Source organism: Thiomicrorhabdus heinhorstiae, assembly GCF_013391765.2.
Classification (GTDB): Bacteria; Pseudomonadota; Gammaproteobacteria; order Thiomicrospirales; family Thiomicrospiraceae; genus Thiomicrorhabdus; species Thiomicrorhabdus heinhorstiae.
In genome coordinates this window covers 54,929-75,961 of the sequence record NZ_JACBGI020000007.1, presented here as the reverse complement: position 1 = coordinate 75,961, position 21,033 = coordinate 54,929, and the positions used below count along the sequence as shown (strand labels likewise).

The window sequence follows — 21,033 nt, the reverse complement described above, 5'->3', positions numbered from 1 at the left end:
TGGTTTTTAACAACAAAACCACATAAAAGACCAATAAAAATTAAGTTATTTATTTTCAATATGTTAAGAACAAAACACCATAGAAACCTCTATTTAACGCGGATTAAAGATCGTGACATTGCACCAAAAATGCGCTAAAAATATTGAAAAAACCAACAAAAATGCAGCGAGAATCCTCATCTTGCTCATCAAGCAATAAAAAACACCAACGGGAGAAAATAAGATTGAATAGCGACGAAAGCGCCCGTCTAAACAAGAAACAGAGACAAGCCAGCATCCTTCAGCAACTCAAGGTAAAACCTCTGGTGCTGATCTCCGATCTGGCGCAAGAGTTTCACGTTTCGATCGAAACCGTCCGCCGTGATCTGGACATGCTGGCCGAAGCCTCACTATTACAAAGAGCGCACGGTGGAGCCACCAGTCTCTCAACCGCGATAGAAGGCACGCTAAACGTTCGCAAGCAGCTGTTCCCGAAACAGAGAACGGCTATTGCCAAGACTGCGGAACAACTCGTCGAAAACGGCCAGGTCATCATGTTTGATTCAAGCGCAACCTGTGTATACCTAGCCAGCCGCCTTGCTATCAGCCGGAACTATCTAACCATTATTACCAACAGCCACGCCATTGCCATGGCCGCCTCAGGTAACCCGACTCACAAAGTTATTATGCTTCCCGGGTTATACCGAGCAACGGAGGGCAGTTGTTACGGCTCTGCAAGCATTCAGGCCATCAGGCAATACAACGCCGACCACTGCTTTTCCAGCGGAGGTTCCATTACCGTTGAGGGTGTCACCGAATACGACCAGGACGTAGCCGCTTTGAAAAGAGAAATGATTCAACGCGCCCGGCAAACCACCATTCTGGCCGACCATGCAAAGTTCGGGCTTGGCAAATTGGAAATTGTCTGCAGACTGGAAGAGCTGGACTACCTAATTACAGATCAGCAACCACTCTCGGCCATCGCAAATAAACTGGCTTTAAAACAGGTAAAACTGATTATTGCCGAGGCGTAAAACAGTGAAGCTCAAATTGGAGTGAATTGATTGAAGCGATAAATGGTGGGCCCTCACGGACTTGAACCGTGGACCTGCCGATTATGAGTCGGATGCTCTAACCAACTGAGCTAAGGGCCCCAGAAAGGGATAAGATTGGATCGCCGAACGGCGGAAGTGCGTATTATAACGGCCGCCGGGCGATTTGAAAATATTTAGCCCGCGAATGCGGGCTAAATAATTAATCCAGGAAACTTTTCAGACGTTCTGCACGGCTTGGGTGGCGCAGCTTGCGCAGTGCCTTGGCTTCAATCTGACGGATACGCTCACGAGTAACGTCAAACTGCTTACCGACTTCTTCAAGCGTATGATCAGTGTTCATACTTAGACCGAAACGCATACGCAATACTTTTGCTTCGCGCGGCGTCAATGTATTCAACATTTCACGAACCGTTTCGCTCATACCTTCCGCATCGGCGGCATCCTGCGGAGACAGAATGTTGGAATCCTCGATAAAATCACCCAACGAAGAATCTTCGTCATCCCCGATCGGAGTTTCCATGGAAATAGGCTCTTTAGCGATTTTCATCACCTTGCGAATCTTGTCTTCCGGCATTTCCATCTCTTGCGCCAACTCTTCAGGAGTCGGCTCACGCCCCATCCTCTGCAACAGCTGACGCTGAATACGGTTCAGTTTGTTGATGGTTTCGATCATATGCACTGGAATACGAATGGTTCTTGCCTGATCGGCAATCGAACGGGTAATTGCCTGACGAATCCACCAGGTTGCATAGGTAGAGAACTTGTAACCGCGGCGATACTCAAACTTATCAACCGCTTTCATCAGGCCGATATTCCCTTCCTGAATTAGATCCAGGAATTGCAGACCGCGATTGGTGTACTTTTTAGCGATGGAAATAACCAGACGCAAGTTCGCCTCGATCATTTCACGCTTGGCCAAACGAGTGTTGTTTTCCGCCTTACTCAAATCTTTGTAAACCGACTTATACAAAGAAATTGGCATTTTTTCAGATTTTTCGATCATCGCCAGACGTTTTTGCGCTCTCTTGACTTCCAAACGAGCATCTTCCAAAGCGGAAGCCAAATCAGGGCATTGTTCGATTAGACGATCCAACATTGCATAATCGGTTTCAGAACCGACAAAGGCTTCGAGGAATTGTGCACGCGGCACACGAATCTTACGCTGAACCAAATCAACGATAACACGTTCCTGTTCACGAATCAGTTTGATCTTGCGCTTGATTTCACGGATCAAATCGTTCGAGAACTGTGGAGTAATCTTAACGGTTTTCAGTAATTCAACGACTTCTTCACGTTTTTTGGAGGCGCGCTCATCTTCCGCACCGTACTCGCTCTCCAGCTTAATCGCTTCGTCGTTCAGCTTGCGAAGTTCTTCCAGGAAAGCGTCCAGCTCTTCCTGATTAACGCCGTCTTCTTTCGGCTCGCCCGAATCGTTGTCAGGCGACAATTCTTCAACCGGAACATCTACTAAATCTTCCGGACGGACAAATCCTTGAATAACGTCGGCAATTTTTCCTTCCCCGTCTTCCATCTTGTCAAAGGCACTAAGAATTTCACGCGAGAAGTTAGGGTATTTGGCCAAGGCATCCAGCATATCGCGGATACCCCATTCAATACGTTTGGCAATTTCGATTTCACCGTGGCGTGTCAGAAGCTCTACCGAACCCATTTCACGCATATACATGCGCACAGGGTCGGTGGTACGGCCAAATTCACTGTCAACTTCAGCAAGGGCAGCAAGGGCAGCTTCTGCCGCTGCATCGTCAAAAGCCTCACCTTCCTGAGTCAACAATTCGTCTTCATCCGGAGGAGAATCAAACAGTTTAATTCCGAAATCTTTCAGAATGGTCAATACCTGACCTAATTGATCCTCTTCGATATCGTCTGGCAAAACATCGTTTACATCCGCAAAAGTCAGATAACCCAACTCTTTTGCGCGTTCAATCAAATCAATTAACTGCTGTTTTCTTTCGACTTTTGTCATGTTTTGCCTCGAATAAAACCCTAAAGTATTGCCTATTGTCACTCCATCGGCTTTTGGCCGACGAAAAAAACAGAACACGAAATTATACAAGAAAATTACGTGATCGTGAAAAAGATTCCTTTAAAAAGAGTGATTTATGCTCTTTATCGATTCCTGCTGCGAGTATCTGTATATAAGAACTAGAAATGCATTTTTAAAGGTATTTCGCCATAAATTTCCGGTTTTTCTCAAACCGCTTATCATTTTTTTTGCAAAGAACGTTGCAGTTTACTCAACGTCTCGCTGTCCCAACCGTTTTTACCCAATTGCGAATAATTCAGCTCACGAGCCAAGGCGGTCATTAAACTTTCAAACTCCGCCAATAAAAAATGCTCGTCGTCTTGAAGCAAGTTTTCTTCCACCTTCTGCCAAGCTTCAGCACGCCCTTGAGACAAAATCCAATCCCTTAATGCACCAAGATCGAACCTATTATGCTTTAAAAAAGCGACACTCTGCCCAAGCAAGCGCTCATCTTCAAGTTCCGAACGACTCAGATCGGCAATCATTGCTTCGCTGAACATCTCCGTCCAGTGCGGGCGCTTGGAGAGCACCCGCAATATCTTCAACGAAACGCTGACGACGGCGTGTTTTGCTTTATCGGCCGCCGCCGGTTCTTTTGCAAGTTTTTTCGATTGTTGCGGAGTAAAACCGCTTTTCAACCCCATCTGCCGTTCAATTCGCCAAATTGGCAACTCAACCAGCTCCGACAACCCTTCCAACAACAGGAACTGATACAAGCCCTGTGCCAGACGAATATAAGGCTCTGCCAGAGTCACCAGCTGCTGACGCCCTTCAATCGAATGCACAGGAAAAGTCAAACGCCCCTGAAGGCCTTCAAGCAGAAAAGACGATAAAGGCCTCGCCGTCGCAATGCGTTGACGCATGGACTCAACGCCCTCTTTGCGCACCGTTGAATCCGGATCTTCACCCTGAGGCAGAAACAGAAATTTCACCACCCGCTCTTTATGCATTAACGGCAAAGCAATTTCCAGAGCTTTCCAAGCCGCTTTGACCCCGGCACTGTCGCCGTCAAAACAGAAAACGACTTCACGGAACTGGCGAAACAAAATCTGCAGATGCTCGGCGGTAGTCGCAGTTCCGAGAGTGGCAACGGCATTCTGAATGCCATATTGAGCCAGCGCAACCACATCCATATAGCCTTCAACCACTAGAACCTGATCAAAGTTTTGCCGTGTCTGACGCATTTCAAACAAACCGTACAGAGTCGAGCTTTTATGAAAAATCGGCGTCTCCGGTGAATTCAGATACTTCGGCTGGTCGTCACCGAGAACTCTGCCGCCAAAAGCAATCACTCGGCCGCGTCCATCCCGGATAGGAAACATGACCCGATTACGAAAACGGTCGTATTTTTTATCCACAGATTTATCAACGACCAATCCACCCTCGATAAGCTGGCTCATCAAAACCGGATCGGCTCGCCCGCCATTCAAACCTTGAATCAAACCATCCCAACCCGGCGGGGCATAACCGATCACAAACGCTTTGGCAATCTCCGGACTCAAACCGCGCCGCTTCAAATAGCTTTTGGCAACCTGTGATTGCGGATGATCGCGCAATTGATGACGGTAGAACTTCGCCGCCATATGCATAACATCGTACAGATCTCTTTGCTGCTGACGCTGCTCTTCAACTTTCTTCTGCTCCTCAGGTTTCAAGCGCTCTCGAGGCACTTCCATACCATATTGAGCCGCCAGACTCTCTACCGCTTCGACAAACGACAAACCGTCGTAATCCATTAAGAATTTAATGGCGTCTCCGCTCGCCCCGCAACCGAAGCAGTGGTAGAACTGTTTGCTGGGATTAACATTAAAGGATGGGGTTTTTTCACTGTGAAACGGACAGCAAGCCTTATAGGTTGCTCCGGCTTTTTTCAGCGGAACACGTTGATTGATTACCTGAACCAGGTCAGCCCGTGCCAGCAAATTCTCAATAAAATTGCGCGGAATCGAGCCGGATTTCATCGACATATTCACACCTTATCCACAATCGGAGCCCTTGGAACGCAAAAACCCGTTAGCTCTTTCAAACTAACGGGTTCATACTTGGAAACAACAGAATTTAAATTTCTGACAATCAAATCGCTGACGATTTTATCCTGCTAATTTCGCTTTAATGAGTTTACTCACTTCGCCCATATCGGCACGGCCTTGCATTTTCGGTTTTAGCAAGCCCATAACTTTACCCATGTCCTGCATACTGGAAGCACCGCTGGAAGCCATGGCTTCTTCAATTAATGCGACGATTTCAGCTTCGGAAAGAGGCTGAGGCATAAAGTCCTGAATGACCGACATTTCGTAGGCTTCTTGCTCAGCTAAATCAGGACGATCGGCGTCCACAAATTGCTGATGAGAATCACGACGTTGCTTCATGGCTTTATCTAAAATAGCCAAAACTCCGGCATCATCAACGTCTACTTGGTTATCGATCTCAACCTGCTTAATGGCGGCCAAAAGCGAACGAACAACCGTCAATCGCTCTTTATTCTTGGCTTTCATGCACGCCTTCATTTCGGCGGTCAGCTGCTCTTTCATTGTAGTCGACACAGGCAAAAACTCTTAGTACAGACGGTTAGTACGACGATTTTCGCGAGATAGACGCTTAGCTAGACGCTTAACAGCAGCGGCTTTCATACGCTTACGCGCCCAAGTTGGTTTTTCATAAAATTCGCGCTTGCGAGTTTCGGTCAAAACGCCGGCTTTTTCACATGCACGCTTAAAACGACGTAGTGCTACGTCAAATGGTTCAGTATCTCTGATTTTTACGCTTGGCATAATTCTACCTATTCAATTTTAGCATTCGGATTCATATCTCCCACGCAAGAAATAGGAAATATTAGAAACCGCGAATTATAAAATTCTCGACCTTCATTTGCAAACCTTTTCCAATAAAAATTTCAATTATTTGTTAAAATTCAGGCACTTTTTCAACAAGTGAGTCAAAAATGTTAGTTCTGGGAATTGAAAGTTCGTGCGACGAGACCGGTGTCGCCCTGTATGACACAGACCAAGGTTTACTGGCGCATCGACTTTACACACAGATGGAACTGCACGCTTTGTATGGCGGCGTAGTACCGGAACTGGCTTCCCGAGACCATATCCGCAAGCTGTCTCCGCTGATTCTTGAAACCTTACAGGCGGGCGGCAAACAGACCCGGGACCTTGAAGGTATTGCCTATACAGCTGGTCCAGGCCTGATCGGCGCTTTACTGGCCGGTGCTTCAGTTGCCCGCAGCCTCGCTTACGCACTGAAAATCCCTGCCATCGGCGTACACCACATGGAAGGCCACCTGCTGGCTCCGATGCTGGAAGAAGACAAACCGCAATTTCCTTTTATCTGCCTATTGATTTCCGGTGGCCATAGTATGCTTATCCGTGTCGACGGCATCGGACGCTATAAATTACTCGGCGATACACTGGACGATGCCGCAGGTGAAGCCTTCGATAAAACCGCCAAATTGCTTGATCTCGGCTATCCGGGCGGCCCGAAAGTTTCCCAATTGGCGTTGCGGGGCAATAGTGAGCGCTATAAATTCCCTCGCCCGATGGTCGATCGTCCTGGCTTGGACATGAGCTTCAGCGGTCTGAAAACCTATACCCTGAATACATGGCAGGCAGCTCTGGCCGACGACGATGACACCGAGCAAACCAAAGCCGATATCTGCCGGGCCTTCGAGTTGGCGGTGGCCGATACACTGACGATCAAATGCAAACGCGCTCTGGAGCAGGAAGGGTTAAATCGTTTAGTGGTTTCCGGCGGGGTCAGCGCCAACCGCGAAATCCGCTCCAAACTGGACTCACTCATGAAAAAGCGCCGGGGGGAAGTCTTTTATCCACGCTTGGAATTTTGTACTGATAATGGCGCAATGATCGCCTATGCGGGAGCGCAGCGCTTACTCGCCGGCCAGCATAATAATTTGAATTTCGCAACCACTCCACGCTGGTCGCTGGAAGAACTGGAACCGATTGCGTAGTTGTCCGTGCAGTCTAAAAATTCGCTTCTACAGATTTAATCTTTAGACTCTGCTTTCTTTTTAATCAGACTCTCTTCACCGCGCAGCAGGCGTCCGATATTGCTGCGATGACGCCAAAACAGAATCGCCGTCATTAACGCCGTGATCCAAATCCAGCTGGAATCGGCGCCGTACAGATACCAGAAAAACGGCGCCAAAAAAGTCGCGATCAATGCCGACAATGAGGAAATTTTCAGCACCTTGGCAACAAAAAGCCAAGCACCAATAACCGCTAGGCCGATCGGCCAGGCCAAACCTAGCATAACGCCGAGCATGGTCGCCACACCTTTACCGCCTCTAAAACCGAAAAACACCGGATAGAGATGACCGATAAAAGCGGCAAAGCCCAACAGGATAATATCCAAAGGCGCCCACTGTAGCTGGTGACCGATAATAACCGGGATCACACCCTTAAGAAAATCACCGGCCAGGGTAATCGCCGCCGGTTTATTTCCGTACAGGCGCTTAACATTCGTCGCCCCCGGATTTCCCGAACCGTCAAGGCGCGGATCAGGCAGCCCCATCACTCGACAAACAATAATCGCCGCCGAAACCGATCCAAGTAAATAGGCCGCAACAATTCCAATCGCCAATTCCATATTTTTCTACTCCCCAGCACTCAACAACGGACCCGGATCGGATCAGCGTTGCCATTTTTTTCTATTTTCTTTGAATTGCATGATTCTACTAGAAGTAGATAATGATGTCGTGACAATTCATCTTACTTCTCCCAGCGCAGCAATGGACACGACTATGCCGACAGATTTAGACATTATTTATATTGAAAACCTGAAAACCGAAGCGATTATCGGTATCTATGATTGGGAGAGAGAGCAGACGCAACCACTTAACTTCGATGTCGAGATGGGGGTAAAAATTAAAAATGCCGCCGATAGCGATCACATAGACGATACCGTCAGTTATAAGGAAGTCGCCGACCAGATTGGTGAACTGGTTACCAACAGTCGCGTCGAACTACTGGAAACTCTATGCGAAAACATTTGTGCTTTTTTATTCGAGCAACACCCACTTATCGAAACAATTCAATTAAAAGTCGGGAAACCTCTGGCGGTAGAAAAAGCAGATACAGTCGGTTTGAAACTGTTTAGACACCGTACTTAAAGCGGCATTGCGCGAGTTGCATTATTCCAATTCGCCGACCTGTTCCTGGCGAATCTCGTCCTGCAAGGCTTTATGTTCTGCAGCCGCCTGCTTGATCAAAGGCACCATCTGTTCCATGTGATAGCACGCATGCTGCTCGGTAATCTTGTCCATATGTGCATAATCGTCTTCAAACTGACGACGATTTTGCCGGGAAAGATTTCGCAAAATCTTATTATAAAGAACATCCCCCTCGGCCAGACGGGCAATCGTCACCAGCTGCTCGGCAGAAACTTTTGGCGCGAATTTCTGCACTAAACGATCATCAATACCGGCGATTTTGGTTGCTAGGTTATGGTAGAAAGTAATCTTCTCTTTCAGATTTTCATCATCCAGGTTCTCGGCATGGTGAAGGCGCTGATCGACCACTTCGTACAATGCATCCACGACATCTTCCGGAAGGTCGAATTCAACATTGCCTAATTGCAGAATATAGGCCCCGTCATCACCTCTCCTTGCTGAAATTTCCATCATATTCACCTCCAGCCCCGGAATGCTTAAATATAACGAGCCGTCGCCGATGCGAACTCGATCACACCTTTGGTTTCCAGCTCGAAACTCTTTTCCACTATACGGCGAATGGCTGGTTTAAGCGTTTGTTCATCCGGGCAGGCCGTCACTTTAAGATCTTCGTTTAACTGTTTGCAAAGCATCGACCCCATATTATGTTCGACTTTTTGCTTCAACTCATCATCTTCCGCCGCCAGCAGGAACAACACCAGATCGCTTAATTCCAGCTCGGATAATAATTTTTGCAGATCCAGGTCTTTCAAATCCTTAATACGCAGCCCGAGCTTGAGATAACCGTTCAATTCGGAATGCTCTTCGCCGTGATCAAGAATGCCTAGACTTTCTAATGCAATCGCCAATAACTCAACCGAAAAGCGATCCATTTTGACACTGGCAAAACCGACATGCACCAGCCATTCGTTCTCATGCAACTTCTGGATACCAACCTTCATCTGCACCTCCCAGCACTATCCCTCTTACCGCAAAATACATAAAAACATGCTTCTTGTGGTTGTCGGCTCAGGTTTATAGCATAATAACAAAATCATATCCGAACCGTTTCCTTGAGTTAGAGAAACTTCACGACCCATTCATTTAAATCGACACTATGGCAAACCACAAATCCTTACCTCAACCGTCGGAAGACGCCCAAGCTCACAGCGCACAACTGCAACGTCTCATCGCTAAACAGATAAAACGCCACGGCCCTATCGCTTTCTCCAAGTATATGCAAATGGCGTTGTACGCACCGGGATTGGGCTATTACGCCAGCGGATTGCCTAAAATCGGCCCCCAGGGTGACTTTATCACCGCGCCGGAAGTTTCACCGATCTTCTCCCGTTGCCTTGCTCGACAAAGCGCACAAATTCTAGCCGAGCTAGAGCATCCCAACATTCTTGAATTCGGTGCCGGAAGTGGCGTCATGGCCAAGGATATTCTTCTAGAGTTATCGGCCATCGGACAGAATCTTGAACGCTACTACATCCTCGAACTCAGCGCGGATTTAAGACAAAGACAGCAAGAAACGCTTAAAGCTCACCTGCCGAAAGAGTCGATGCAAAAAGTAGTCTGGCTGGAGTCTCTGCCAAGTACGGCGATTTCCGCAGTGGTACTTGCCAACGAAGTTCTGGATGCGATGCCGTTTGAACGCCTGCGCATCGAACCGGATAGAGCTTTGCAGGGATTTGTTGACTATAACGAACAGAACAGCGAGTTCATCTGGGACTACCAGACCATTACCCATGGTTCCTTGCAAAAGTTCGCTAATCAGTTGATCAAGCATATCGGCAAGGTATCGGATCTCGGCTACGAGACCGAAATCAACCTCAACCTGTCGCCGTGGATCAAGAGTTTGACCTCGGTAATCGCTCAAGGCGCTTTGCTGTTGGTCGATTACGGCTATACTCGTCAGGAATACTACCAAGCGGCGCGCGTCATGGGGACCTTAAGATGTCACTATCAACATCGAGCGCACCAGAACCCGTTTTTTTATCCCGGATTGCAGGACATCACCGCCCATGTCGACTTTACCGCCGTAGCGGAAGCCGCTTACGATAACGGCTTCAAAGTCGCCGGATTTACCACTCAGGCGCACTTTTTAATGGGCAGCGGCTTATTGGAAATGTCCGTCGATCCCGAGATGGATTTAGGACAACAGATTCGCACAGCGCAACAAATCAAAACCCTCACCCTACCGGATGAGATGGGCGAAACCTTTAAGGTCATCGCTTTAACCAAAGGAATCGAAAAATCCCTGATCGGATTTTCGGTTCGCGACCTTCGTCACCAGCTTTAAACACCCATAAATTCAAGGATGGCCCATGGAACTGTACCAAGCGTTTATACTCGGCATTATTGAAGGCATTACCGAGTTCTTACCGATCTCGTCAACCGGACACCTGATCGTTGTCAGCGATTGGCTCGGCCTGGAGCAAACTGACCAGAACTCAGCTTTTGAGGTCATTATCCAGTTAGCCGCCATCTTGGCGGTGGTTTTCAACTACCAACAATATTTTCGCCTCAGCCACTGGCCGCTATGGGTCAAGGTAACGATTGCCTTCCTGCCGATCGGTATTATCGGATTCATCTTCAGCGACCTGATAAAGGAGCTGTTCAGCGTGCAGGTCGTGGCCTGGGGCTTTATTATCGGCGGTATTATCTTTCTGCTTCTGGAACGTTTCTATCGTGAAGACGAACACAAAATTTCCGACATTGAGCAGATGACCTACAAGCAGGCAATGTGGGTCGGCGTGGCGCAAGCATTTGCGCTCGTTCCTGGCACCAGTCGCGCCGGAGCCAGTATTGTCGGCGCCATGCTGGTTGGTTTGAACCGCAAGGCCAGTGCCGAGTTTTCATTCCTTCTGGCGCTTCCGGTATTGGCGGCTGCCTCGGGATATGACTTCCTAAAACACTATCAGGAGTTTGCCGATACCAGCTTTACACCATTGCTGGTCGGTTTTGTGGTGTCGTTTGTGGTTGCATATGCAACAATCAAACTCTTTATGGCATTCCTGCAACGCTTCACCTTTAACGCATTCGGTATCTACCGAATCGCATTCGGGGTCGTATTGCTTGCACTATTTGTTTAATCCAGCGTCGGAGCATTCAGCCTTAGCATGCCGCACTTAATCGAGTGTTCGCCAATATGATTCGCACCTTGTGGCTACTGGGAGGTTTGACGATTCTCGCAATAATCGTCTACCTCTCTCTTTTCTCCGTATATCACCCGGTGAAATTTCGCTTTATCGACAAGGTCGACCACTTTATTGCCTATTTTATTGCCATGCTGTGGTTTTCTCAGCTATACCGAACACAAAGAAGAGTACTTATCGCCGTGCTTTTGATCGGTATCGGCGTTATGATGGAAATGATTCAACCCCATTTTCATCGTCAGTTCGACCCCTTCGATATGCTCGCCAACACCAGCGGGGTTTTAGCGGCCTGGCTGCTTGCCAATCACGGGGCTGACCGATTAAAACGATTCATACGTTAAATCGACAGGCGGTATTTGAATGATTGCTTTATTTAATGCCCAGCAGAGCAAAGAAATTGACCGGCGCATCATCGACGAGGGTGAACCCGGCCTGAAACTGATGAAACGAGCGGCATGGCATCTGTTTGCCACCGTGCAAAGTCATTATCCGCATGCGCAAAAACTGCTAGTTCTATGTGGCACGGGCAATAACGGCGGAGACGGTTTGGCCTGTGCGCAATTCGCATTGCTTGCCGGCCTGGATGTCAGCGTATTTCTGTCCAATGAAAATATGCACGGCGATGCCTTAAGCTGTTTAAACGAGCTTAAAGCTCTCAACGCTGATATTCGCCCACTGAATGACCTTGAGGTTTTTTCACAGGAACTGGGTAAGACCGATCTACTGATCGACGCCCTTTTCGGCATCGGTCTCAACCGGCCGTTAAATCAGGCAAGCGTACAACTAATCGAAACCGTCAACACCAGCCCCTGCCCGGTCATCAGCGCCGACCTTCCCAGCGGACTGGATGCCGATAGCGGCAAGCACTTCGGCTGTGCAATCAAGGCCGAACACACCTGTACTTTCCTAACCCGAAAAGTCGGTCTCTACACCCACCTCGGTCCGGACTTTTGCGGCCAGATTCATTACTTTGACCTGCACGCCAATCTACCGCAACATATTTCGCCCGTGGCTTATAGCCATGAGTTGAATGAATGGCAACCACTGATACCAACTCTCAGTGCCGACAATCATAAAGGCCGCATGGGGCACGTGCTTCTGGTCGGAGGTCACCGCAATATGATGGGTGCGATTCAACTGAGCGCTTCGGCCTGCCTGCATAGCGGCGCCGGCTTGACCAAAATCATCAGCGATACCCAACATCTTATCCCGCTGACGCAACAACAACCCGAATTAATGTGCTATCCGCCCGAGGCTTTGAGCGAACAGCTTAGACAGAGTGATCTATTGGCTCTTGGACCGGGACTGGGCCTCGATGATTGGAGCGGTCAACTCTACCAAACCTGCTCTCAAAATAACTTACCTAAGGTATTCGATGCCGATGCTCTGAAATGGCTGGCGAAAACGCCTGTATTCAACCCTCAACAGATTCTCACTCCCCATCCGGGAGAAGCGGCCGTTTTGCTCGACAGCGACAGCCGAAGAATTCAGCAGGATCGTGTCGGTGCCATCAAAGCAATCCAGAAAAAGTACGGCGGCGTGGTGATTCTCAAAGGCAAAGGCAGCCTGATTTATGACGGTAATCGCCTGGAATTATGCCCTCTCGGCAATCCGGGGATGGCAGTCGGCGGTATGGGTGATGTATTGACCGGAGTGGTTGCCGCGCTTTGGGCAAGAGGCATGACGCCTTTTGAGGCCGCCTGCACAGCCGTTTATATCCATGCTGCGGCCGCAGATGAATGTTTCAAAGAAACTGGAGCAGCCGGTTTAATCCCTTCGCTGCTACCACCAAAAATCGGACGCCTGATCGGCTAAAACACGGATTAAAAGTACTAACGACATTGGTCGCCGATTATTTCGGCAAGAAATCGCTCAACTCTTTGAACAGGCTGAACAGCGACTCTTCATCGTCGGCAATCAGATTGATATGGCCGAGTTTGCGCCCCTTTCTTTCCGCCTTGTCGTAAAGATGCAGAAAAACGTTATCCATCGTCAACACCTTCTCAACCGGGCCGGTTTCACCAATGATATTAATCATTGCCGCCAGCGGCTGACGTGGCTCTGTTGACCCCAAAGGTAAACCGCAGATCGCACGGATATGATTTTCAAACTGGCTAGTCAAAGCACCTTCGATAGTCCAATGACCGGAATTATGCACTCGAGGCGCCATTTCGTTGGCCACCAGACCGTCCGTCGTTTCGAACAACTCCAGAGTCAAAACGCCGACGTGATCCAGCTCGTCGAGCAGCTTCTGCATATAAAGCTCGGCCTGCTGCTGAATTTCTTCAGAGACTTCGCGGGCCGGCGCAATGGTATAACGCAAAATGCCTTCATGATGAACATTCTGTACCAACGGATAATAGACATGTTCGTTATTGGCGTTACGAACCGCGACAATCGATAACTCGCGATGAAATTCGACAAAGCCTTCTAAAATCAGTTCGCGGCCACCGATACTCTTCCAGGCCTCGTCGATCTGTTCTTTTTCCTTCAGAACAAACTGTCCTTTACCGTCATAACCTTCGGTAGTGGTTTTTAAAATGGCCGGCACGCCGATCTCGTCAACCGCCAGTTGCAGACTTTCCAAAGAATCGACAATGCGATAAGACGCACACGGAATTTCCAGCTGATCGAACATGCCTTTTTCACGACCGCGATGCTGAGTGACAAACAGCGACTTCTCTCCTGGATAGACCGGTGTCGTCTGACTGATCTTACGCACCGTTTCCACATCGGTATTTTCGCTTTCGTAAGTGATGACATCGGCAAAATCGACCAGTTTTTGTAACGAGTCTGTATCATCGGATTGCTTATGCATATGTCCCAACAAAGCCGAAGGCTCGTCGTCACTCATACCATAAAAACCGAACTTCTGTCCAAGCGGGTAACCGGCGATTGCCAGCATTCGACCCAACTGGCCCGCACCCAAGACGCCAACTCGTTTACTAATCGGTGTCATCCTCTTCTCCAAATAAAAAAACCGTAGGGCTGCATTTTAGCAAAATGCCGCCTCTACGGTTCAAATGTATACTCAACTTTTAAGGAAACACCCAAAACCGAACAGTCGGTTTCGGGATCAAACGCTCAATCAACTCTCGGATCGGGATGTTCCAGAACCGTTTGAGTTTGCTGCGTTCTAAAGGCTTTAACCGCTTCGCGGACTGCGGCATCCTGATTAGCAACAATCTGCGCTGCCAGAATACCCGCATTCTTTGCACCTGCATCGCCGATCGCCAAAGTTCCGACCGGAATACCACCCGGCATCTGTACAATCGACAACAAAGAATCTTTACCACTCAAGGCACGGGACTGAACCGGAACACCCAGAACCGGAATCGTGGTTTTCGCAGCAACCATACCTGGAAGATGAGCTGCACCGCCGGCACCGGCAATGATCACCTGCAGACCTCGCTCTTCCGCTTGATCGGCATATTCGAACATAAGATCCGGAGTACGGTGTGCTGAAACCACTTTCACTTCATGAGGCACGCCAAACTGTTCAAGCATATCTACTGCATGTTTCATGGTCGGCCAATCGCTTTTGGAACCCATAATCACGCCGACTAAAGGCTTTTGCTGTTCAGTCATCTCATTACCCTGAGGATTAAAAAGCGGTGAATTATACCGGTTTTTCTTAATAGTTCAACAACTTAGTTAAAAGTTTAATTTTAAGAAAGTTACACCTTCTTTACTGCCCGGGCTGCAAGCCCTTTTAAATATCGGGCTACAAGCAGCTCGTCCTCATACACCGTAAATAATACCCGCATTAATTAAAATGTTATTTTGGGCGACGTCTCTCTGATAGAATCAAGAGAATTCTATTTCGAGGTTATTTCAGGTGGCATCTCGGTTTATGTTTAAGCAGATCGTTACATGGTTCGCCTTACTATTACTTCTCTGTCTCGGCGCTTGCAACGAGCAAACGACCGCACCCCAAACAAACTACAACCCGACCTTTTACCCTGAGCGTCAGGTTCCGCAACACGAATACCGCTTTGCAATCCATCCTTTACATAATCCGGAACGACTATTTAAAGTCTTCAACCCTTTAATCGAGTATCTTAACCGGCAAATCCCCGAGGCACGCTTCGTCCTGGAAGCTTCCCGCGACTACCCTGCATTTGACGACAAACTTAAAAGCAGCAGTGTCGACTTCGCATTACCGAATCCCTACCAGACTCTGCTTGCGATTCAACACCACTACCATGTATTTGCCAAAATGGGCGACGATTACAACTTCCGCGGATTGATACTGGTTCGCCAGGACAGCGGCATCAGACAACCAAGCGACCTGATCGGCAAATCCATCAGCTACCCGGCACCGACCGCTCTTGCAGCCACGATGCTACCGCAATACTTTTTAAAAACCCACGGGCTTGACGTTCTCAACCAGGCAGATAACCGTTATGTGGGCTCGCAGGAATCGGTTATTATGAATGTACTGCACGGAGAAACGGATGCCGGCGCAACCTGGCCAATTCCCTGGCAGTCCATGGTCGAAGAAAGACCTCAGCTGAAGAAAGAGTTGAAAGTCATCTGGCAGACGCAAACCCTGCCCAATAACAGCGTCATTGCCAAAGACACAGTCCCGGCGGAACTGGTCAAAAAAGTTCAAATCGCTTTGCGGCAGCTGCATCAGAGCAACGAAGGAAAGGAGATCCTCAAAGCGATGCAAATCTCGTGTTTTGAAGAAGCGTCCGATCGCACTTATGATAAAGTGGCAGCATTCATCCAACAATTTCGCGAACAAGTGCGCGATCCCGATAAAAACGGTTAAAGCTTTTTCATGATGCGCTTCAGTTTTTCTTCCATTAAAAACAGATTAATCATCACGGTGATCTTGACTCAAACCGTCTTGATCGGTCTGTTTGCCTGGGATATTACCGAACGCCAGCAAGAGTTTTTAAAACAAGAGTCCTTCGAACTGGCTGTCGGCACAGCTAACAGCATGACCATCAGCAGCAAACCCTGGATGCTGTCCAACGACCTCGCCGGACTGGAAGAGATCGTTCGCTCCGAGAGCAAACTACCCAACCTGAATTTTGCCATGCTATTCAATCAGGAAGGCAAAGTTTTAGCCTATTACAGCAATCTGGCCCCTGACGACAAGCGCGTCGGTCAATTTGTCAAACCACCGCAACAGTCCCCCGACAACCAACCGGTCATCGTACATGACGATCTGAATGTGATCGATATTATTTCACCGGTAAAAGTCGAGCAAACCCTCCTTGGGTGGTCACGCATCCAAATCAACCGCGATTCGCTGAAAAGCAGCATCCAATTTATCCAAATCGAGTTTTCAATTTACACTGCCATTGCCATATTATTTAGCGGCCTGATCGCTTGGTATATGGGAAAAAAACTCACCACACGCATCCAAAAGCTCATCAATGCGACACAACAAATCCGCCAAGGCGAACGCGAAATTGACTTAAAAATCAAAGGGCGCGATGAACTTGGCACCCTAGGCAACAACTTCAATGCCATGTTGGAAGACCTCTCCAAAAATGAAAAAGAGTTAAACGAGGAGAAAAAACGCGCGCAGATCACCTTAAAATCGATCGGCGATGCGGTCATTACCACCAATCAACACGGCACGATTCAGTATTTGAACCCGGTAGCCGTCAAACTGTTGGGCTGGCAAAACTACGAGGCTAAAAACCTCGATATCAACCGGGTTTTTACCATTTTCAACGAGCAGAGCAATGAGAGCGTGCAAACCATTCACGGCCTGCCTTCGTCCAATAAAGGCCAGGGACTGACTCAGCATACCGTGCTGCAAAACCGTCACGGTCAGAAATACTCGATCATCTACACCCTTTCGCCGATTATTGACGAATACAATCAGGTCATCGGTTCGATCCTGGTCTTTCACGATGCGACCGAAGAGATCGAACTCAACAAACGCCTGAAGTGGCAGGCAAGCCACGACAGCTTAACCCAGCTGCATAACCGGCAGACATTTGAAAATATTCTGGAGGAACTTATTGCCTCCAGTGACGATACCCCATTATCTCAACACTGCCTGATTTACATTGATCTGGATCATTTCAAAGCCGTTAACGATACTGCCGGACACCCTGCCGGAGACGAACTGCTACGCCAGATTTCCAACTTGTTTATTGAAACCATCAATGCTGCAACCAGCATCGCACGCATCGGTGGTGACGAATTTGCCGTCCTGCTCAAAGACTGCAATATAGATAGGGCTTTAAAAGTGGCTGACAGCCTGAAAGCCGCAATCAACGAATACCGTTTTTACTGGGAAAACCGTGTCTTTACTATCGGCAGCAGCCTCGGTATCGCTTCGGTACATGCACATACCAATAAATCAGTCATTATGTCGCAAGCAGATATCGCCTGTTATATTGCCAAGGAACAAGGCGGCAACCGAATTTACGTCTATCGCGAAGACGACCAGAAATCGACATCCCCGCATCAGCAACTCGACTGGGTCAACAAAATCAAACACGCCATCAAAGAAGAGCGTTTTAAACTTGCCGTGCAAGAAATCGTCTCACTGCAAAACCGTGACGAAGGTCGACACTTTGAGGTTCTGGTTCGCCTGACCGAAAGCGGACAAACCATTTCTCCTTCGCAATTTCTGCCGGCCGCGGAAAAATTCAATCTGATGAGTGATCTGGATACTTACATCATCGAACACGCATATCGCTGGCTGGAACAACACAGCGATAAGATCGAGCTACTGAATATCAATATCTCCGGACAATCGATCAGTAATCAGCACTTTACCGATGCCCTGCTGAAGAAGCTGCAGCAACACCCTGACTTAAACAATAAAATTTGCTTCGAAATCACCGAAACCACGGCAATTACCCAGATGTCCGACTGCATTAACTTCCTCAATAATGTCAAAACCTTCGGCTGTAAACTGGCACTTGACGATTTCGGCTCCGGCTTTTCAACATTCAGCTGGCTGAAAAACCTGCCGGTCGATTACGTTAAAATCGACGGCGCTTTCATCCGCGATGTACTGAGCGATAAGGTCGATGCAGCAATGGTTCGCGCCATTCACGGCATCAGTAAAGAAATGAATATTCTTTCGGTGGCGGAATTCGTCGAAAACCGCGAAATCTGCGACTGGCTTATCGAATGTGGCATCGACTATGCCCAAGGTTATTATTTTGCAAAACCGATCGATACCGCACTGGTATTCAACGCCGAAGTCGCGTAAACATCCACCTCCAACAATGCTCTTCAAATCTTCTTGGCAATAACTAAATCCTTCTCCCAGCCAAAACCAACACAAAAATCACAACGCCCTCAACAAATATTTCTTATTGACCCCTAAATAAAAAATTGAGATAATAAAAAGTTAATTCAGCGCCGATTTGATTATCAGCTTGCGGGCGCATTAAAAGTACGGCTAAAGCGAGGAACCGCCTCGAGATCATCTCTGCGATCTTCCCGTCGATTTTCCGTACCTCGTTAAACATCCTAAAATTTACTCGAGGAACCGATATGACCACAACCGTTTTCACTTCCGAATCCGTCTCCGAAGGCCACCCGGACAAAATTGCCGACCAGATTTCCGACGCGATGCTGGACGCCATTCTGCAACAAGACCCTCGCGCCCGTGTTGCATGCGAAACTTTCGTCAAAACCGGCATGGTCATTCTTGGTGGCGAAATCACTACCGAAGCTTGGGTTGATCAGGAAGAACTGGTCCGTAAAGTCGTCAAAGAGATCGGTTATGATCACGGCGATCTGGGCTTTGACGGCGAAACCTGTGCCGTATTATCATCCATCGGTAAACAATCTCCGGAAATCGCCATGGGCGTCGACGAAACTTCCGAGCACGAACAAGGTGCCGGTGACCAAGGACTTATGTTCGGTTATGCTTCAAACGAAACCGAAGTTTTGATGCCTGCGCCGATTTTCTACGCCCATCGTTTAATGGAACGTCAGGCTTATGTACGCAAATCCGGTCGCCTTGACTGGCTAAGACCGGATGCTAAAAGCCAGGTTACGCTACGCTACGAGAACGGTCAGCCTGTCGCCATCGATGCCATTGTTCTATCGACCCAGCATGCCCCGGAAGTCGATAACAAAACTTTGCGCGAAGCGGTCATGGAAGAAATCGTCAAACCAGTTCTTCCAGCCGAATGGTTACATAAAAACACCCTGTTCCACATTAACCCGACCGGCCGTTTTGTTATTGGTGGCCCGGTTGGTGACGCCGGCTTGACCGGGCGTAAAATTATCGTCGATACCTATGGCGGCATGGCACGTCACGGCGGCGGAGCCTTCTCAGGCAAGGATCCGTCAAAAGTAGACCGTTCCGCAGCTTATGCCGGTCGTTACGTTGCCAAAAACGTGGTAGCCGCAGGTTTGGCCGACAAGTGCGAAATCCAAGTTTCTTACGCGATCGGTGTTGCCGAACCAACCTCTATCAGCATCGAAACCTTCGGAACCGAAAAAATCGACGTTGCACTGATTGAAAAACTGGTTCGCGAACACTTTGATCTAAGACCGAAAGGCTTGATCGCCATGTTGGATCTGTATCGTCCGATTTACCAGAAAACCGCTTCTTACGGTCACTTTGGACGTGAACTTCCAGAATTCACATGGGAAAAAACCGACAAAGCCGAAGCGCTTCGTGCTGACGCCGGCCTGTAATTATTTGCAAGGGCATGGCTTATCCATGCCCACTAAAATTGATAACAGACATATCGCAGAAAAAAGCAATTCTGCAGCAAGACATAGTCAAGTTATGCGATACGTCTAGAAAAGCAAAGGAAGCTTCCAATGCAATCACAAGCTAAATACCCGCAACCTCTGAGCCTGGAATTTTTCCCGCCGCGTACCGAGCAAGGCATGGAAAAACTGAAAACCGTTATCGAAGGGCTTGGATCGATCCAACCGGAATATATGTCGGTCACCTATGGAGCCGGCGGAACCACCCAGGAAAAAACCATGGAGACGGTTCGCTACATCCAGACCCAGACTGATTATCAAGCGGCACCGCACCTGACGTGTATCGGCGCCACACATGAGAGCGTTTCAGACCTGCTTGAACAATACGATCAACTCGGCGTAAAACGCATTGTCGCTCTACGCGGCGACCTGCCTTCCGGCATGATGGATCCGGGTGAATTCAAATATGCCAGCGACCTGGTGGCTTTCATTCGCGAACAGAAAGGCGACCGTTTCCATATTGAAGTGGCTGCTTATCCTGAAACACACCCGCAAGCGCGTAACTGTGAAGTCGGTATTAAGTGGTTCAAACACAAAATCGACCAAGGTGCCGACTCGGCGATCACCCAATACTTCTACAACTTCGACAGCTACCGCTACTTTATCGATAACTGCGAGAAGCATGGAATCGATCTACCGATCGTACCCGGCATTATGCCGATCACCAATTACGAAAACCTGATTCGCTTTTCACAAGGTTGCGGGGCCGAAGTTCCGCGCTGGCTGAAATGCCGCCTCGAGTCTTTTGAGGACGATAAGGAAAGTTTGCTGGCTTTCGGTCGCGACGTCGTCATGGAGCTATCGCAAACCCTACTGGATGCCGGAGCTCCCGGTCTGCACTTCTACTCGATGAACAGCATTGAGCCGACGCTGGAAATCGCTCAATCCTTGACTTTTAAGTCCTGA

20 protein-coding genes and 1 tRNA gene are annotated in these 21,033 nt (G+C 48.4%); 11 read left to right on the top strand and 10 right to left on the bottom strand.

All coding sequences use genetic code 11. The features are described 5' to 3' along the window. Positions 1–224 precede the first annotated feature (224 nt). Complete coding sequence (locus H8792_RS05730; protein ID WP_185977979.1) at positions 225–1,013, top strand: DeoR/GlpR family DNA-binding transcription regulator; 789 nt, start codon at positions 225–227, stop codon at positions 1,011–1,013. A 43-nt stretch (positions 1,014–1,056) separates the two neighbouring features. On the opposite strand, the gene H8792_RS05725 is transcribed toward H8792_RS05730, so the two are convergent. The 5 genes from H8792_RS05725 to rpsU form a co-directional block, all read right to left on the bottom strand. Further along, positions 1,057–1,133 (bottom strand) — tRNA-Ile (locus H8792_RS05725). A 100-nt stretch (positions 1,134–1,233) separates the two neighbouring features. Beyond that, positions 1,234–3,018 (bottom strand): RNA polymerase sigma factor RpoD, encoded by a 1,785-nt coding sequence (gene rpoD / locus H8792_RS05720; RefSeq protein WP_185977978.1) that lies wholly within the window; start codon positions 3,016–3,018, stop codon positions 1,234–1,236. A 239-nt stretch (positions 3,019–3,257) separates the two neighbouring features. Continuing rightward, positions 3,258–5,045 carry a DNA primase gene (gene dnaG / locus H8792_RS05715; RefSeq protein WP_185977977.1) on the bottom strand — a complete coding sequence of 596 codons (1,788 nt, stop codon included), beginning with the start codon at positions 5,043–5,045 and terminating at the stop codon, positions 3,258–3,260. 123 nt (positions 5,046–5,168) lie between these two features. Beyond that, complete coding sequence (locus tag H8792_RS05710) at positions 5,169–5,621, bottom strand: GatB/YqeY domain-containing protein (protein ID WP_324187598.1); 453 nt, start codon at positions 5,619–5,621, stop codon at positions 5,169–5,171. Positions 5,622–5,633: 12 nt separating this feature from the next. Next, on the bottom strand, positions 5,634–5,849 hold the full coding sequence (gene rpsU, locus H8792_RS05705; protein ID WP_185977976.1) for a 30S ribosomal protein S21: 216 nt from the start codon (positions 5,847–5,849) through the stop codon (positions 5,634–5,636). 170 nt (positions 5,850–6,019) lie between these two features. On the opposite strand from rpsU, the gene tsaD reads away from it, so the two are divergent. Further along, positions 6,020–7,048, top strand: coding sequence for a tRNA (adenosine(37)-N6)-threonylcarbamoyltransferase complex transferase subunit TsaD (gene tsaD, locus H8792_RS05700; protein ID WP_185977975.1), 1,029 nt, complete (start codon positions 6,020–6,022; stop codon positions 7,046–7,048). Positions 7,049–7,083: 35 nt separating this feature from the next. On the opposite strand, the gene plsY is transcribed toward tsaD, so the two are convergent. Next, complete coding sequence (plsY, locus tag H8792_RS05695) at positions 7,084–7,686, bottom strand: glycerol-3-phosphate 1-O-acyltransferase PlsY (RefSeq protein WP_185977974.1); 603 nt, start codon at positions 7,684–7,686, stop codon at positions 7,084–7,086. 154 nt (positions 7,687–7,840) lie between these two features. Between plsY and folB the strand changes: the two genes are divergently transcribed. Further along, positions 7,841–8,209 (top strand): dihydroneopterin aldolase, encoded by a 369-nt coding sequence (gene folB / locus H8792_RS05690; protein ID WP_185977973.1) that lies wholly within the window; start codon positions 7,841–7,843, stop codon positions 8,207–8,209. Between the two features lie 21 nt (positions 8,210–8,230). On the opposite strand, the gene H8792_RS05685 is transcribed toward folB, so the two are convergent. Together H8792_RS05685 and H8792_RS05680 are read right to left on the bottom strand one after the other, a co-directional pair. Further along, positions 8,231–8,722 (bottom strand): FliG C-terminal domain-containing protein, encoded by a 492-nt coding sequence (locus H8792_RS05685; RefSeq protein WP_228766964.1) that lies wholly within the window; start codon positions 8,720–8,722, stop codon positions 8,231–8,233. Positions 8,723–8,745: 23 nt separating this feature from the next. Beyond that, positions 8,746–9,210 (bottom strand): FliG C-terminal domain-containing protein, encoded by a 465-nt coding sequence (locus H8792_RS05680; protein WP_185977972.1) that lies wholly within the window; start codon positions 9,208–9,210, stop codon positions 8,746–8,748. Positions 9,211–9,365: 155 nt separating this feature from the next. Here H8792_RS05680 and H8792_RS05675 point away from each other — a divergent pair, with 155 nt between their 5' ends. Genes H8792_RS05675 through H8792_RS05660 form a run of 4 tightly spaced genes read left to right on the top strand, consistent with a single transcriptional unit; the run spans position 9,366 to position 13,224 of the window. Continuing rightward, positions 9,366–10,553, top strand: a complete 1,188-nt coding sequence (locus tag H8792_RS05675) for a class I SAM-dependent methyltransferase (protein ID WP_185977971.1) — start codon at positions 9,366–9,368, stop codon at positions 10,551–10,553. Positions 10,554–10,578: 25 nt separating this feature from the next. Beyond that, positions 10,579–11,346, top strand: coding sequence for an undecaprenyl-diphosphate phosphatase (locus H8792_RS05670; protein WP_185977970.1), 768 nt, complete (start codon positions 10,579–10,581; stop codon positions 11,344–11,346). 56 nt (positions 11,347–11,402) lie between these two features. Next, positions 11,403–11,750 carry a VanZ family protein gene (locus H8792_RS05665; RefSeq protein WP_185977969.1) on the top strand — a complete coding sequence of 116 codons (348 nt, stop codon included), beginning with the start codon at positions 11,403–11,405 and terminating at the stop codon, positions 11,748–11,750. A gap of 19 nt (positions 11,751–11,769) precedes the next feature. Then, a complete protein-coding gene (locus H8792_RS05660; RefSeq protein ID WP_185977968.1) occupies positions 11,770–13,224 on the top strand; it encodes an NAD(P)H-hydrate dehydratase in 1,455 nt (484 codons plus the stop codon). A gap of 37 nt (positions 13,225–13,261) precedes the next feature. On the opposite strand, the gene H8792_RS05655 is transcribed toward H8792_RS05660, so the two are convergent. Then, a complete protein-coding gene (locus H8792_RS05655; protein ID WP_185977967.1) occupies positions 13,262–14,368 on the bottom strand; it encodes a 5-(carboxyamino)imidazole ribonucleotide synthase in 1,107 nt (368 codons plus the stop codon). Positions 14,369–14,493: 125 nt separating this feature from the next. Continuing rightward, positions 14,494–14,997 carry a 5-(carboxyamino)imidazole ribonucleotide mutase gene (gene purE, locus H8792_RS05650; RefSeq protein ID WP_185977966.1) on the bottom strand — a complete coding sequence of 168 codons (504 nt, stop codon included), beginning with the start codon at positions 14,995–14,997 and terminating at the stop codon, positions 14,494–14,496. 265 nt (positions 14,998–15,262) lie between these two features. On the opposite strand from purE, the gene H8792_RS05645 reads away from it, so the two are divergent. The 4 genes from H8792_RS05645 to metF all read left to right on the top strand — a co-directional run bounded on the left by H8792_RS05645 (position 15,263) and on the right by metF (position 21,033). Then, positions 15,263–16,186, top strand: a complete 924-nt coding sequence (locus H8792_RS05645; protein WP_185977965.1) for a phosphate/phosphite/phosphonate ABC transporter substrate-binding protein — start codon at positions 15,263–15,265, stop codon at positions 16,184–16,186. A 9-nt stretch (positions 16,187–16,195) separates the two neighbouring features. Beyond that, positions 16,196–18,604, top strand: coding sequence for an EAL domain-containing protein (locus H8792_RS05640; protein ID WP_185977964.1), 2,409 nt, complete (start codon positions 16,196–16,198; stop codon positions 18,602–18,604). 287 nt (positions 18,605–18,891) lie between these two features. Then, positions 18,892–20,049, top strand: a complete 1,158-nt coding sequence (gene metK, locus H8792_RS05635) for a methionine adenosyltransferase (protein ID WP_185977963.1) — start codon at positions 18,892–18,894, stop codon at positions 20,047–20,049. 129 nt (positions 20,050–20,178) lie between these two features. Next, positions 20,179–21,033, top strand: a complete 855-nt coding sequence (metF, locus tag H8792_RS05630) for a methylenetetrahydrofolate reductase [NAD(P)H] (protein WP_185977962.1) — start codon at positions 20,179–20,181, stop codon at positions 21,031–21,033.